Source organism: Rhizobium cerradonense, assembly GCF_030182455.1.
GTDB lineage: Bacteria > Pseudomonadota > Alphaproteobacteria > Rhizobiales > Rhizobiaceae > Rhizobium.
The window spans coordinates 179,675-194,902 of record NZ_JAQJCK010000009.1 but is presented as its reverse complement, the minus strand read 5'-3'; the positions used below and the strand labels follow the sequence as shown (position 1 = coordinate 194,902).

13 protein-coding genes are annotated in these 15,228 nt (G+C 58.6%); 9 read left to right on the top strand and 4 right to left on the bottom strand.

Annotated elements, in window-relative coordinates; genetic code table 11:
- Nucleotides 1-6: 6 nt before the first annotated feature.
- The 3 genes from PH547_RS21490 to PH547_RS21480 form a co-directional block, all read right to left on the bottom strand.
- Nucleotides 7-1,485 (bottom strand): sugar ABC transporter ATP-binding protein, encoded by a 1,479-nt coding sequence (locus tag PH547_RS21490; RefSeq protein ID WP_260304823.1) that lies wholly within the window; start codon nucleotides 1,483-1,485, stop codon nucleotides 7-9.
- Between the two features lie 22 nt (nucleotides 1,486-1,507).
- Nucleotides 1,508-2,437 (bottom strand): sugar ABC transporter substrate-binding protein, encoded by a 930-nt coding sequence (locus tag PH547_RS21485; protein ID WP_260304824.1) that lies wholly within the window; start codon nucleotides 2,435-2,437, stop codon nucleotides 1,508-1,510.
- A 115-nt stretch (nucleotides 2,438-2,552) separates the two neighbouring features.
- Nucleotides 2,553-3,533: an ABC transporter permease gene (locus tag PH547_RS21480; RefSeq protein ID WP_285169403.1), complete on the bottom strand. Its 981-nt coding sequence runs from the start codon at nucleotides 3,531-3,533 to the stop codon at nucleotides 2,553-2,555.
- A gap of 225 nt (nucleotides 3,534-3,758) precedes the next feature.
- Between PH547_RS21480 and PH547_RS21475 the strand changes: the two genes are divergently transcribed.
- The 4 genes from PH547_RS21475 (at nucleotide 3,759) to PH547_RS21460 (ending at nucleotide 8,046) form a co-directional block, all read left to right on the top strand.
- Nucleotides 3,759-4,568 carry a transketolase gene (locus tag PH547_RS21475; protein WP_260304826.1) on the top strand — a complete coding sequence of 270 codons (810 nt, stop codon included), beginning with the start codon at nucleotides 3,759-3,761 and terminating at the stop codon, nucleotides 4,566-4,568.
- Complete coding sequence (locus PH547_RS21470; protein WP_285169400.1) at nucleotides 4,568-5,524, top strand: transketolase family protein; 957 nt, start codon at nucleotides 4,568-4,570, stop codon at nucleotides 5,522-5,524. The genes PH547_RS21475 and PH547_RS21470 overlap by 1 nt, the downstream gene beginning before the upstream one ends.
- Before the next feature lie 71 nt (nucleotides 5,525-5,595).
- Nucleotides 5,596-7,065 (top strand): FGGY family carbohydrate kinase, encoded by a 1,470-nt coding sequence (locus PH547_RS21465; protein ID WP_285169399.1) that lies wholly within the window; start codon nucleotides 5,596-5,598, stop codon nucleotides 7,063-7,065.
- A 21-nt stretch (nucleotides 7,066-7,086) separates the two neighbouring features.
- Nucleotides 7,087-8,046: a sugar-binding transcriptional regulator gene (locus PH547_RS21460; RefSeq protein WP_260304829.1), complete on the top strand. Its 960-nt coding sequence runs from the start codon at nucleotides 7,087-7,089 to the stop codon at nucleotides 8,044-8,046.
- Between the two features lie 54 nt (nucleotides 8,047-8,100).
- On the opposite strand, the gene PH547_RS21455 is transcribed toward PH547_RS21460, so the two are convergent.
- The gene (locus tag PH547_RS21455) at nucleotides 8,101-10,227 is read right to left on the bottom strand and encodes a bifunctional diguanylate cyclase/phosphodiesterase (protein WP_285169398.1); all 2,127 of its coding nucleotides are present in this window, start codon (nucleotides 10,225-10,227) and stop codon (nucleotides 8,101-8,103) included.
- Between the two features lie 372 nt (nucleotides 10,228-10,599).
- On the opposite strand from PH547_RS21455, the gene PH547_RS21450 reads away from it, so the two are divergent.
- The 5 genes from PH547_RS21450 (at nucleotide 10,600) to PH547_RS21430 (ending at nucleotide 15,228) form a co-directional block, all read left to right on the top strand.
- The gene (locus tag PH547_RS21450) at nucleotides 10,600-11,295 is read left to right on the top strand and encodes a GntR family transcriptional regulator (RefSeq protein ID WP_260304831.1); all 696 of its coding nucleotides are present in this window, start codon (nucleotides 10,600-10,602) and stop codon (nucleotides 11,293-11,295) included.
- 502 nt (nucleotides 11,296-11,797) lie between these two features.
- Nucleotides 11,798-12,400: an amino acid synthesis family protein gene (locus PH547_RS21445; RefSeq protein WP_285169397.1), complete on the top strand. Its 603-nt coding sequence runs from the start codon at nucleotides 11,798-11,800 to the stop codon at nucleotides 12,398-12,400.
- A 16-nt stretch (nucleotides 12,401-12,416) separates the two neighbouring features.
- Nucleotides 12,417-13,259, top strand: a complete 843-nt coding sequence (locus tag PH547_RS21440; RefSeq protein WP_285169396.1) for an alpha/beta fold hydrolase — start codon at nucleotides 12,417-12,419, stop codon at nucleotides 13,257-13,259.
- On the top strand, nucleotides 13,256-14,191 hold the full coding sequence (locus tag PH547_RS21435; protein WP_260304834.1) for a flavin reductase family protein: 936 nt from the start codon (nucleotides 13,256-13,258) through the stop codon (nucleotides 14,189-14,191). The genes PH547_RS21440 and PH547_RS21435 overlap by 4 nt, the downstream gene beginning before the upstream one ends.
- Entirely contained in the window at nucleotides 14,188-15,228 is a 1,041-nt protein-coding gene (locus tag PH547_RS21430) for an LLM class flavin-dependent oxidoreductase (RefSeq protein ID WP_260304835.1), read from the top strand. Before PH547_RS21435 ends, PH547_RS21430 begins: the two co-directional genes overlap by 4 nt.

Here is a 15,228-nt window from a genome sequence, read left to right as displayed (position 1 = left end):
GTCATTTTAGATTGTAGCCAATTCCATGACGGAGACGTCGTTCGCCTGGTCGCGCTCCAGAATTCCCGCTTGTTTGCCTTGCGCAAGGACAAGGATGCGGTTTGATACACCGAGAACCTCTTCCAGATCAGAGCTGACCACGATGACGGCCACGCCCCTGTTCGCGAGGCCGACAATGATGTCGTAGATGCCGGCGCGAGCCCCGACATCGATGCCTCGGGTCGGTTCATCGAGCACGACCACTTTGGGATCGCGCATCAGCCATTTTGCGATGACGATCTTCTGCTGGTTGCCGCCGGAGAGATCGGAGGCCAGTTGATCAGCACGGCCCTTGATACCAAATGTCGAAATGGCTCTTTTTGCGAAATCCCGCTTCATCGAGGACGTAATCCAGCGGCTTTCGAACCGATCGAGGTTTGGGTAAACAATATTTTCCGCGATGCGGTGGTTGACGACCAATCCCTGAAGCTTGCGGTCTTCCGGCACCATAACGATGCCTCTCGCTACCGCGTCAGCCGGACTATGCAGTTTTAACGCTTCGCCATTGAGGCGCACAGCGCCGGACCTTACCGGATCTGCTCCGGAGATGGCCCGCACCAATTCGGTTCGCCCCGCGCCGACCAGGCCGGCTATACCCAGAATTTCTCCGGCCCTTACCTCGAAGCTAATATCGCGGAATGAATCGTCCACCGAGGTCAGAGCGTCGACCTGCAACACCGGACGATCCTGCGGCACCGGCAATGTCGGGAACATTCTATCGAGCGAACGGCCGACCATGCTTTCAACGATCGTGCGCACAGGGGTCGAGCTATCGGCAAATTCCTGAACACGTTCGCCGTCGCGAAGAACGACAATGCGGTCGGTGATCTGCTTGATCTCTTCCATCCGGTGCGAAATGTAGATGATCCCGACGCCTTCGGAGCGCAATTTCCTGACCTGCTCGAAGAGCGCCTCGGTTTCCGCACCGCCGAGTGCGGCCGTCGGTTCGTCGAGGATCAGCAGCTTCGCATCGAGCGCCAGGGCCTTGGCAATTTCAATGAGCTGTTGGTTGGCGGTCGACAGTCCCGCCACCTTGCGCGTCGCAGGAATATGCAGGTTCAGGCGCGAGAGCTGTTCTTGAGCGCGTTTGACCATTTGTGTCCGGTCGACGACGCCGTTCTTCATCGGCCAGCGACCGATGAAGACATTTTCGGCGATCGTCAGCTCGGGAAGCAGTTGAAGCTCCTGGTGGATCAGGACCACGCCCTTGTCGATCGCCTCTCTCGGATTGGCAGGGGCATAAGGCTGCCCCTGCCATGTCATGGTACCTTCGGAAGGCGTGCGTGATCCGGCGATGATGCCCGATAGGGTCGATTTGCCCGCGCCGTTTTCGCCGAGCAAGGCGACGACCTCGCCCGGGAAGACATCGAGACTGACGTTCTTCAGGACTTCCAGAGGGCCGTAGCGCTTGGAAATACCTCTGAGTGTGAGCACCGGATCAGTCATCGCACCGCTCCCTTGGTTATGCTTACGGATGGTTGGCGATAAAGCCGGCCACGTTATCCTTTGTGGTCAGGGTCGCATCCATAAGCTGGACCGGGGGCGCTTTCTCGCCGCCGACGATCTTTACAGCATTGGCAACGGCATCGCGGCCCATTTTCTGGGTCTGCTGCGTCGCGGTCACGTCGAAGACGCCGTTCTTCAAAGCTTCCAGAGCTGCGGTGTCGCCATCGAAGCCGCCGAGAGCAATCTTCTGCGAGGGGTTTGCGACCTTGATGGCCTGTGCCGCGCCGAGAGCGAGAGCGTCGGCCTGCGCGAAGACGATCGAAACGTCAGGATTTGCCTGAAGCATGTTCTGCATGATCTGGAAGCCTTCATCCTGGCTCCAGATGTTCGACCATTGCTCTGAAACGATCTTTACGCCCGGATTTGCCTTGACGGCATCCATGCAGCCCTTCGTGCGATCGACTTCCGGCGTCGTGCCCTTCTGGCCATGGATGATCACCATGTTGCCCTTACCGCCGGCCTTCTCGATGATGTACTTGCAGACGGCGTTTGCCGATGCAACGGAATCCGTGGCCAGGAAGGTGTCGCCAGGTGCACCGTCGGCGTTGCGGTCGACGTTGATGACCGGCACGTTCGACTGATGGGCGAGCTTCACCGGAATGGTTGCGGCGGCGGCACCGGCGGGAATGTAGATGAGCGCATCGATGTTCTGCGTGAGAAGATCCTGGACCTGGTTGACCTGCGTCGGACCGTCGCCCTTCGCGTCAACGGTGATGACTTCGATGCCGCGGGTCTTGGCTTCCGCTTCGACAGCCTGCTTGATCTGGTTGAAGAAGTTTGCCTGAAGGTTGGCGACCGCGAGGCCGAGTTTCTTGACTTCCTTGGCCTGAACCGAGCCCAGCGACAGTGCGAGTATGGCTGCCGTGGTCAAGAGAGTACGGGAAAGTTTCATGAGTTCCTCCTTTGGTTTCAATCCGCCCTTGGATACGTCCTCCGCCCTCGGGCTTTCACAATCCCCGTCCGTGCAGCGGAAGGGGAATTCTGGCTATCGGCCTTAGTGGCTCGTCTTATGCCTTCTTCCGGCGCAGCGTTTCAGCGCCGACCGCAAGAACGATGACGACGCCGATGATCACTTGTTGCAGGAATGGTGAGACGTTGAGCAGGTTCAGGCCGTTGCGCAAAACGCCGATGATGAGCACGCCGATCAGCGTTCCGCCGATGCCACCAGCACCGCCCGACAGAGACGTTCCTCCGATGACGACGGCCGCAATGGTGTCGAGCTCGTAGCCAAAGCCGCTTGAAGGTTGGACGGCATCCAGGCGCGCAGCAAGGACGATCCCGGCAACGCCCGCCAATATGGCGCACACGACGTAAACGCCGATCGTGACCACCGGCACATTGATGCCGGCCAGGCGGGCGACCTCGGGATTGCCACCGATTGCGTATAGCATGCGGCCTTCGGAGCGGTATTTGAGAAAGAGCCACGAGACGATGACGATCGCCAGCATCAGGAAGACGGTCGCGGTCAGGACGCCGAAGTGACGGTCGATCGCCAGCATCGTAAACCAGTCGGGAAAGCCGACAATCTGCTGGCCATCGGTAATCATATTGGCAATGCCACGGGCGACCGACATCATCGCAAGGGTGGCAATGAAGGCGGGCACACGGAAACTCGTGACCATCAAGCCGACAATTAGGCCGCTGAAAGCTGAAGCCAGGAGCGCCAAGGGGATTGCGACAGCCATCGGCAAGCCCGCAACATTGGCAACCCAGCCCATGACCATCATCGACAGCGCAAGGACCGAGCCGACGGAAAGATCAATGCCGCCGATCAGAATGACGAAGGTCATACCCACGGACATGACGCCGAGCACGGTGATTTGATCGAGGATGTTGAGCGCGTTGCGCACCGAAAGAAACCGGTCCGTCGCAACGCTCAGGAAAACGCAGAGTATCAGCAAGCCGATCAGCGGACCCGTGGCCCCGCTAAGCCATGCAAGTGAGGTTCGCGGCTGCTGGCTTTGCTCGTTAACGCCCAAGGCTGACATGGCTCCTCCACTCCCTATGCTTGCTCCAGGTGATTTTCCTTCAAGCTTGCATATTTATGCATTCATGTTGGAAAATTCATTATCAACTCATATTTGGCCTGTCAAGCACTGAAAAAGGCGCATAGCTTTCTGCCAAAGCGGCATGCAATCAATAAATGGGCTTGACTGAATGGTCTTTTGTGCAAAAATATCTGTGATTGAATATTTATGCAACGAGGGAGCATCATGCAAGTTAAGGAACTTGAGCGCGTCGCGCGTCAGATACGCCTGCGTGACCTGCAAGCGGTCTATGACGCAGGTGCGGGACATATTGGCGGTGAGATGTCGGCGATCGACATCCTGACGGCTCTCTATTTTCGCGTTCTGAAAATCTATCCCAGCGAACCGAAGCGGCCCGATCGTGATCGGTTCATTCTGTCAAAGGGCCACACGGCCTGCGCGCTGTACGTCACCTTGGCAAAGCGCGGGTTCATTTCGGAAGAGGAGATCTCAACGTTTTTGCAGCCGCATTCACGGCTCAACGGCCATCCCAATTGCAACAAGGTGCCGGGTGTCGAAACCAACACCGGTCCGTTGGGGCACGGATTGCCTGTGTCCGTCGGCATTGCCAAGGCCGGCAAGATGAATGGCGCCGGCTATCACACCTATGTCATGACCGGGGACGGCGAGATGCAAGAGGGATCGAACTGGGAGGCCATCATGGCGGCATCGCAGTTCAATCTGGACAATCTGACCCTGATCATCGATCACAATCGCTTCCAGCAAGGCGCGGCACTCGCCGATACCAATAATGTCGCCCCGCTCAGACCGAAACTCGAAGCATTCGGCTGGGAAGTCAGCGAAATCAACGGCAACGAAATGACGCAAATCGTTCCCGCATTGGAACATCGCGGCCCGCGTCCGCACTGCATCATCGCCCACACCAACAAGGGCCATGGCATCTCCTTCATGCAGGACCGGGTGGAGTGGCATCATAAGGTGCCGAACAAGGAACAATACGAACAAGCAGTCGCAGAACTGTCGGAGGCACTCTAATGGACGCGCCCAACTCGAACATCAATCTTCACGATTGCCGTGATGCTTTCGCTGCGACTTTGGAGGCGTTGGCGGGTAGCGAGCGGACGATCATTGCGGTCTGCAACGATTCCGTCGGCTCATCCAAGCTCGGCGGGTTCAAATCCAAATTCCCGGAACGACTGGTCAATGTCGGCATTGCCGAACAAAACATGGTCGGCGTTGGAGCAGGGCTGGCGAACGGTGGACAGATCCCATTCGTCTGTGGGGCCGCGTGCTTCCTGACCGGCCGTGCTCTGGAGCAGATCAAGGCCGATATTTCCTATTCGAATGCGAACGTCAAACTGATCGGCATTTCCTCCGGCATGGCCTATGGCGAACTCGGCCCGACGCATCATTCCATCGAGGATTTCGCTTGGACGCGTGTCCTGCCAAATCTTCCGGTTATTGCGCCATGCGACCGCATTGAAACGGCTGCTGCCGTAAAATGGGCGGCAAGCTATGCCGGACCCTGCTTCCTCCGCCTGTCGCGCGTCGGCGTTCCGGACCTGCTGCCTGACGATCATAAGTTCGAGCTCGGCAAAGCCAATGTGCTGCGCGAGGGCAGGGACGTGACGCTGATTGCCAACGGCACGCTGACGCATCGTATTGTCAAGGCGGCAGAGATACTCGCAACCCGGGGGATCGACGCCCGTGTTCTCAACATGGCAACCGTGCGGCCGATCGATGAGCAGGCCATCATCGCCGCCGCAAAGGAAACGGGCGCCATCGTGACGGCCGAGGAGCATTCGATCTATGGGGGTCTCGGCTCTGCGGTCGCCGAAGTCGTCGTCGATAATGCGCCTGTTCCGATGAAGCGTCTGGGCGTTCCTGGTATCTATGCCCCGACAGGCTCGGCGGAATTCCTTCTGGATGAATTCGGAATGGCTCCGGACGCCATTGCGCAGGCGGCGTTGACGCTTCTCAAGAGGAAGTGATCTGACGCTGACAGCGCGCTTACCGAGGCGTTGTGCTGAATGCCCCGACCCATTCTTGGAGGAAACATTTTATGCGAGCCATCCTGGCAATCGATCAGGGCACGACGAATTCCAAGGCCATTCTGGTATCGGAAAAGGGCGAGCTGATTTCTCGCGGTGCTGCGCCCGTTGGCATCAGCTATCCGCAACCAGGCTGGGTCGAGCAGGATCCAAATCGCATCTGGCAATCGGTATGCGAGGCGGTACGTGCTTGTATCGAAGCTGCGCCGGAAAAGGTTGCGATCGAAGCGGTTGCGATTTCCAATCAGCGGGAATCGGTAACGATGTGGGATGGCGATACCGGCGAGGCGCTCGGTCCCGTCGTGAGCTGGCAGTGCCGCCGCACGGCCGACGATTGCGAAAAGCTGATTGGGCTCGGGCATTCGCAGTGGGTCGAGGAGACTACTGGCCTGCCGATCGATCCGATGTTTCCCGGCTCGAAGATGAAATGGCTGCTGGATCGCGCCCCGGCTGGGCGCGCAGTGCGAATCGGCACCGTGGATAGCTGGCTTATCCACTGCCTGACGGGTGGTAAGAAGCATGTCTGCGATGCATCGAATGCAGCCCGCAGCCAACTCTTCGACCTGAAAGCCCAGCGTTGGAGCGACGAGCTTTGCACATTGTTTGGCGTAGACAAAGGCCTGCTTCCCGAAGTTCTTGACAGCGCCGGGCAATTCGGAACGACCACGAGCCTCCCGGGCGTGCCGGACGGAACGCCCGTTTGCGCTGCCATCGGCGATAGCCACGCCGCTCTCTTCGGGCATGGGGCCCATAAGGCGGGAGACGGCAAAGTGACGTTCGGCACGGGTTCGTCGGTCATGACGACATTGCCGCACTTCATCGCGCCGCAACATGGGATCACGACGACCGTTGCCTGGCGCATTGCGGGAAAACCGACCTTCGCTTTCGAAGGCAATATCCTCGTCTCAGCGGCAAGCCTGCCGTGGATGACAGAAATTCTCGGGCTTTCCGACGTCACCGCACTCGTCGAGCTGGCGGCGACCGCCGAGCCGGGTGGGCCCGGCTTCGTTCCCGCGTTTGTCGGCCTCGGGGCGCCCCATTGGAATTCGGATGCCCGCGCGCTGTTTTCCCAAATCAACTTCAGCACCACCCGCGCGCAGTTGGCGAGGGCCGTTACCGATTCCATTGCGCTGCAGGTGCATGATGTCTTCCAGGCGATGCAGAAGCAGAATGGAGGAAACATCGGCTCGCTCTATGTCGACGGTGGACCCAGTCAGAATACGTTTCTCATGCAGTGTGTCGCGGATCTATTGGAACACGCTGTTATTCAATGCGCAGCGCCGGAGGCGTCGGCGCTGGGTGCCGCCTATCTGGCCGGCCTGTCGTTGGGCATGTGGGCGGATCTTGACGCTATCGGTCGCCTTCCTCGACAGAACACAATCATCAAGCCGCGGGCAAATGACAACGCGGAAAGGTTTAAAACGTGGAATGATGCGATTGCACGCTCGACGTTCGAACCGCCGCCCGCTATTGGTGAATAAAAATTCACTGATGGAACAAGCATGGGACGGATCAACGAGCTTCGCCTGATTTCTCGTGTCGCACAGATGTATCACATCGAGCACAAGAGACAGGCTGATATTGCCCAGCACCTGAGGCTGTCGCAGGCGACCGTCTCTCGAATGCTTAAGCGGGCGGAAGCCGAAGACATCGTGCGGACCACCGTTATCCCACCTGTCGGAACCTATACCGAACTCGAAACCGCGCTCCGGGAACGTTTCAATCTTCCCGAAGCGATCGTCGTGGAATGTTCCGAAGACCGGGAAGGCGCCATCATGGCGCGGATCGGCGAAGCCGCCGCTCACCTTCTCGAAGTCACCCTTTCCGAGGGCGAAATTATCGGCGTTTCAAGCTGGAGCCAGACGATTTTCAAGATGGTGGAGAATATCCACCCGCAAAAAAGCGCCCAGGCAAAATATATCGTTCAGACCCTCGGCGGCATGGGCGACCCTTCCGTTCAGACCCATGCGACGCAGCTAACCACAAGGCTCGCCCGTTTGACTGGCGCCGAACCCAAACTCCTTCCGGTCCAAGGCGTGACAAGTTCAAGGGAGGCCAAGCTGCTTATGATGGCCGATCCGTTCGTGCGGGAAACGATCGAGCTTTTCGGGGCGATCAGCGTCGCAATCGTCGGCATCGGCGCGGTCGAACCGTCCGAGCTTCTGGCCCGGTCCGGCAATATCTTCTCGTCGCGCGAATTAGCGGACTTGGCCGATGCTGGAGCGGTCGGCGATATTTCCCTGCGTTTCTTCGACGGCAAGGGCAAACCGGTCAAAACGCCCCTGGACGAGAGGGTGATCGGTATCTCGCTCGATGAGCTTGCCAAGGTCGATCGGGTAATTGCGCTAGCGGGAGGCGAAAAGAAGACCGCGGCCATCGCCGGCGCACTGCGTATAGGCGTGATTGATACCTTGGTGACCGACAAATTCACCGCGCAGCGGCTGATCGATCAACCGGCATAGGTCCAATGCCGCAGGCCGTATCTCGACGGCTCGATTAGCTCAGAGGTTGATAGATCACGCGGCTGAGTTGCGCTGACGGAGCTTCTCGCCAATCTCACCAGGCGACATGGGTTTACCGACTAGGTAGCCCTGCAATTGGTCGCAACCGGAGGCGCGCAATATCTCCGCCTGGCGAAGATTCTCGATCCCCTCCGCAGTCACCGGAATTTCAAGCGCCGTTGCCAAAGCGACCGTGGCGCGCAGAATATCGATGCCGTTGGCGTTCTCTTCCAGGCCCAACACCAGCGACCGGTCGATCTTCATGCGATCGAATCCGAATTGCCGCAAGGCGCCGATACTTGCATAGCCGCAGCCGAAGTCATCGAGCGCGAATTTGATGCCGATGCGCCGGAGCACATCGATTGATCGGCGCGCCTGGTCAGGATTGGTCATCAGGACGCCCTCGGTTATTTCCAGCGTCAGGCGGGTAGGATCGAAAGCGGATTCATCAAGGACTGCCGTGACTTGTGCGGCAAAGTCCGGATTGCAGAGCTGGATGGGCGAGACATTGACCGAAAGCGCCAGGTACGGCCAGGCCTTCGCATGCTGGATCGACGTCCGTAGCATATGAACGCCCAATGCATCGATAAGGCCGGACTTTTCGGCAAGCGGAATAAAAACTTCCGGGCTGATGCTTCCAGTCGCACTCCGCCAGCGTGCGAGAGCCTCAAGACCAATAATTGCACCCGTTGATGCCGACACGAGCGGCTGGAAAACCGGTTCGATCGCGCCGCTATTGATAGCGTTTCTCAGCTCGCCTTCCAGTTCGGCGATACGCTGGCGCTCGCGATCCAGTTCGAGATCGTAGGTAACGGCCTGGCCCTTGCCATTTTCTTTGGCGCGGTAAAGAGCGATATCGGCTCTGCGCAGAAGCTCCAGTGGCGCGATATTGCCGATGCGGCCCGCCACGCCAATGCTCGTCCCGACTTCGATCGTGCGCCCGCCAATTTTGAAGGGATTGCGAAAAAGTTTGAGAATGGATTCTTCTATATCTCGATGTGGAGCGGATCCGACCTGCACCAACGCGAACTCGTCACCGCCTAACCTTGCAGAATCATGGATTTCGGGATGACAGCCCTGCAGCGCTTTTGCGACAATCCGGATCAGTTCGTCTCCGACTGCATGTCCCCACGCATCGTTGACAGCTTTGAAACCGTCGAGATCGATCATGTAGAGCGATGCTGGCAAGCTGGTATTGTCCAGTTGATTCAGCATCCCAAGAAGGCCGTGTCTGTTCAGCAGGCCGCTCAAACTGTCATGACCTGCTTCAAATCTGGCCGCCTCGGCCAAACGGCGGAGACGCCCGGCTTCGGACGCGCCTGCAAGCAGGACGGCTGCCAGAAAAAGGGCGAGGATGCTGGCGGCGGCAGTCACATAGGGATAGACCTTGTCAAAAATGGCGTTCCCCGGAGCCTTGCTAGGCCAAACGAGATAGCCGATGACCGTGCCACCCATGTCCTTGATCGGGGAATTCAACTGGCTCGGTTCGGGCGTCGCCTGGAGCCGCAGACCGTCAAGCTCGTGCTCATCCGAGAGTGCATCGATGACCTCTGGGGTCAGCTCTTTAAAGAAAGTCAAAACGCTGAGCTTCGGAAGCTCGCCCTTTGCTTCGAAGGGTTGTATTGCCTGTGATGCCACAAGCAGGATTCCCGCCTCAGTCTTGAAGAAGTTGAGCAAGGGTGCTGGCTGGGGGGTGGCGGCAGCTTCAATCTGGCGGTCGAAGCCGGCTCCGAAATAGTCGCGCGGCTGAAAGGGTTTGCCCTTCAGATAGGCGGAAACCGCATTGCCATCGGGCCCGATTACAACGGCACCATCATAGAGTGAATAATCCGCGCTAGTTTTGCCCCAATTCTCAAAGGCCCAATCCGCAGCGGCAGCCGAGCCAATAGCAGCATAGGCATCATCCCAGACGGCATTGTCTTTCATCGTGCCGCTGAGCTTGGCCATGAACGAAATGATCGCGGCACGCGCAGCGCGGTCTGCCCGCGCATCGTCGATTTCGTTCGCTGACCGTGTCATCGTCGCGACCACATGCGCCACGAGGCCGGTCAACACCAACGCGACGGCGATGAAGCACACCGTTATCGCGATCACGGAAGAAGTTTGGGCACGGAAATGGCGGGGCGTCGGATTGGAAGACATGAGGATACGCAAACTCAGATTGACAGGTCATGCCTTGGGGGACGGCAGGAGACATCATGTCCGCTATGCGCTGCCTTTGAATTCTACCGTCTGAAGCCATAAACCATTATTAACAACGCGTAGCGCAGCGTAGTCTTCACGAAAAATCCTGCGCGAATCGGCTAGGCGCAGCGCAATTTGCTCGGTCTGCTCGATAGAGGCGGATTGGCCGGCAGGAAGCCTAAGCATCCGAACGCATGGGCGGACAGTCTTGCACACTGGTTGAATTGCCAACCGCCGACAGTGTGTGGTACGCCATAATACGATTCTAATAAAGTCGATTGCCGAACGGAAGTCGAGCGTGCGAAACACGTCCAATACTGAGGTGCAAGAATGAGCGGTGCTCTAAAGGACGCGGCGATCAGAGTGGAGCGTCCCGCAAAAACGCTGCGAGAGCTCGCGCTCGATAAGGTCCGCGAAGCCATCGTGAGCGGATATTTTCGCCCGGGAGATCGACTTGTCGAACGCGACATGTGTGCTCAGCTCGGCGTGAGCCGGACGATTGTGCGCGAGGTTCTGCGGCATCTGGAATCGGAAGGGCTGGTCGCCAATCTGCCAAACAAGGGCCCGATCGTTGCCCAGCTCGATCTCGACGAGGCCAAGCAGATCTACGAGATCCGCGGTGTGCTCGAAGGTATGGCGGCGCGACTGTGCGCGCAGCGCGGAAGTCCGGAGATCGTCGCAGCGCTGGAGGCGTCGCTGCAGGGTATCCGCGATAGCTACCGCGACAAGGACATGCCCGGAGTGCTCGCGCACACATCTTCTTTCTATCAGACGCTGTTCACGATGGTCGACAGGCATGTCGCCTGGGGCGTCGTCAATCTCCTCACCGTGCGCATAAATCATCTTCGGTCGATGACGATCAAGACGGAAAATCGCGACATCGAGGGCCCGCGCCAAATGGCGAAGATCGTGGACGCGATCCGCCGTGGTGACGGGGAGGGTGCCTACAAGGCCGCCATGGACCATGTTGCCGCCGCCAGCGCCATTGCGGAAGCGGTTCTCTCCGCTAAGGAATCCGCCGATTAGGCCTGTAAACGCTCCCTGCATGCAGTCCGGGAGCGATTGGAACCTCTTTCGATCTTCAATTTCGATCTGATTGGGCCCGCGAGTCTCCTCGCGGGCGCTCCCGCGACTCCGCAAAATACGGCAAACCCCACATTGCAAGCTTGACACCCAACTTTGCTCAATGTGATGGTATGCCATAATAAGTAATAAGGTGGAGCGTCATATGAAATGCATTGCCGTGCCTGCCCAACGCTCATCTAACATTCATCGACACCGCTGAAGCGCTGCAGGCCTGTCGCGACGAACCTAGCCTAGCCACTACTCGTTCGAAGGCCCAAGTGGCCGACTCTGAGCGATCTGGGAAGTTCGTTGTAGATGGCATAGCGCGAGCGCTAATCTAATTATTTGTTTTCACATAATTTTTTCCGACATTCACCTTGAATCTTCTTAGCCGGGAGAAATCGGCTTGACACTTTAATATTATGGCATACCATAATACACAACGTCAGAATTGAGGTGTTCGATGACTATCCAAATTCGTAAGACCGGGCTGCAGATCGAGACGACGCTGATCGAGGGCGGTAAGCCGGCGCAGGTTCCCCTGAAGCTGTTTTCCGCCTACGCCGTTGTGAAAAATCCCTGGGCCGGACGCGGCTTCGTCGAAGACTTGAAGCCCGAAATTCACGCGGTCGCTCCGATCCTTGGCGAGCTGCTGACGAAGATGATCATCGAGGCCGTTGGCTCCGGCGATACCGTCGAGGCATACGGAAAATCAGCGGTGGTCGGCCTGGATGGCGAGCTCGAGCATGCCTCGGCACTGATCCACACGCTTCGCTTCGGCAATCATTATCGCCATGCGGTCGGTGCCAAATCCTATCTCGCCTTCTGCAACACGCGCGGCCCCGCCAATTCACCGATCATGATCCCGCTGATGGACAAAAACGATGAAGGACGCCGCTCGCATTACTTGACGATCCAGACCGCAATTCCGGATGCGCCGGCCGCCGACGAAATTGTCGTCGCGCTTGGTGCGTCCGTGGGCGGGCGTCCGCATCATCGCATTGGCGATCGCTACCAGGATCTCAAGGATCTGGGCCAAGACGTCGCCAACCCCGCCGGCGTTTGAAAGGCTGGACGCTGATATGCTGACCGTTGGATCAAACACGCAAGGCGCCTCCCCAAAGATCGACTGGGTCTTTGCGAGGGACAAGACTGCCCGTGGAACGGCTTATTACGAAGCCGGAAGCGGTGAGCCGCTTGTCCTGATCCACGGTGTCGGCATGCGGCTTGAAGCATGGGCACCGCAGATATCAGCCTTTGCTGGAAACCATCGCGTAATCGCTGTCGACATGCCCGGGCATGGTGAAAGTGCCGGATTGCCGGTCGGAAGCCGCCTTCAGGAATTCGTCGCCTGGTTCGGGCAATTCCTGGACGAAATGGCGATTGAGACCGCAAATGTTGCCGGCCACTCGATGGGTGCATTGGTGTCCGGAGGGGCGGCTGCAACGTTCGGCAGCCGTATCAAGCGTGTGGCATATCTCAACGGCGTCTACCGGCGTGACCCGGAGGCAAAGGCGGCGGTGCTCGCGCGCGCGGCTGCCATTCCCCTGACGGGTGTGGACAAGGAAGGCCCGCTACTTCGATGGTTCGGCGACGATCCCGACAGTGTCGTTGCGCGCGACCTGACGCGGCAATGGCTGAGCCTTGTCGATCCGCAGGGCTATGCCGTCGCTTATTCGGCATTTGCCGAAGGGGACGAGACCTATGCGGATCGCTGGAAGGACGTCAAGGGACCGGCGTTGTTTCTGACGGGATCGGATGACCCCAATTCGACGCCGCTGATGGCGACCCAAATGGCGGCACTTGCGCCCCATGGTTGGGCGCGGATCGTCGAAGGCCATCGCCATATGGTCAATCTGACCGCACCCGACACCGTAAATGCGCTGCTCGCCGAATGGCTTTCAGAGGGGGAGGATGTGAAATGACCCTACAGCTTGCGGACCCAAGAGCGCTTCGCGATGCTTTCGGCGCCTTCGCGACAGGGGTAACGGTCGTGACCGCCCAGGATGCGGACGGAAAGCCTATCGGCTTCACGGCAAATTCCTTTACGTCGGTGTCGCTCGATCCACCTCTTTTGCTTGTTTGCCTGGCTAAGACCTCCCGTAACTACGCGACCATGACGAGCGCGAAGCATTTCGCCATCAATGTTCTGTCGGAAAGCCAGAAGGATGTGTCCAATACCTTCGCGCGCCCGGTCGAAGATCGGTTCGCGCTGGTCGATTGGCAGGCGGGCGCCGCAGGCTGCCCAATCTTGGCGAACGTTGCGGCGTGGTTCGAGTGCGCCCTGGAAAAATTGGTCGAAGCCGGTGACCACGTCATCCTGATGGGGCGGATCGAAGCCTTCGAAAACAGCGGGCTGAACGGATTGGGTTATGCCCGCGGCGGCTACTTTACGCCGATCCTCGCCAGCAAGGCCGTTTCGGCTGCAGCCGAAGGGAATATCGAACTCGCAGCCGTTCTGGAGCATCATGGCGAGGTTCTTCTCATCGGCGATGAGATCCTTTCGCTGCCGAGCTGTGATGGCAAGGAGGGAAGCCCTGCCGACATACTTCGCGATTATCTGGAAGAACTCACGGGGCTTTCGGTGACGATCGGCTTCCTCTACTCGGTTTACGAAGGCAAGAGCGATGGAAAGCAACACATCGTCTACCGCGCCTTCGCCTCGGAAGGCGAGCCGCGCAATGGCAGGTTCCTGAAACCCGACACGTTGGCCAAGGCCCATTTCAAGACAAGTTCGACCGCCGACATCGTTGCGCGCTTCGCGGTTGAGAGCCAGCTCGGCAATTTTGGCGTTTATTTCGGCGACGAGACCGTCGGCACGGTCCGTTCGGTTCCAGCAAAGGCAGCACAGCCATGAAATTCTCTCTCTTTGTTCATATGGAGCGTCTCGACGCCGGCCAGAGCCACAAGAGCCTCTATGACGAGTTCGTGGCTCTCTGTGAAATCGCCGATAAGGGTGGCATGCATGCCATATGGACGGGCGAACATCACGGCATGGATTTCACCATCGCGCCCAATCCTTTCGTGACCATCGCCGATCTGGCGCGCCGCACATCGCGGGCAAGGCTTGGGACGGGAACGGTGATCGCGCCGTTCTGGCATCCGATCAAGCTCGCCGGCGAGGCGGCCATGACCGACATCATCTGTGACGGGCGGCTCGATATCGGCATTGCGCGCGGCGCCTATTCCTTCGAATACGAGCGCCTGCTTCCCGGCCTCGACGCCTGGGGCGCCGGCCAGCGGATGCGCGAGCTCATTCCAGCGGTCAAGGGCATATGGAACGGCGACTATGCCCATGACGGGGAGTTTTTCAAATTCCCTTCGACCACTTCGGCGCCGAAACCGCTGCAGCAGCCGAACCCGCCGATCTGGGTTGCTGCGCGCGACCCGAATTCGCATGAGTTCGCCGTTGCCAATGGCTGCAACGTCCAGGTGACGCCGCTCTGGCAGGGCGATGACGAAGTCGTGGCGCTGATGGGCCGCTTCAACGATGCCTGCGCCAAGAATCCCGATATTGACCGACCCAAGATCATGCTGCTGCGCCATACCTATGTCGGCTCATCCGAGGAGGACATCGCGCAGGCAGCCCACGAACTGAGCGTTTATTACAACTACTTCTTCGCCTGGTTCAAAAACGAGAAGCCTGTCAAGCAGGGCCTGATCGAGCGGATCCCGGAGGAGGAGATCAGCGCGAACCCGATGCTTTCCGATGCGGTCATGCGCACCAACAACGTCGTCGGCAATGCCGAGACCGTTATCGCCCGCCTGAAGACCTACGAATCCATGGGCTATGACGAATATTCCTTCTGGATCGACACGGGCATGTCCTTCGAGCGCAAGAAGGCTTCGCTCGAACGCTTCATTGCCGAGGTCATGCCGGCATTTGCGGAGTAA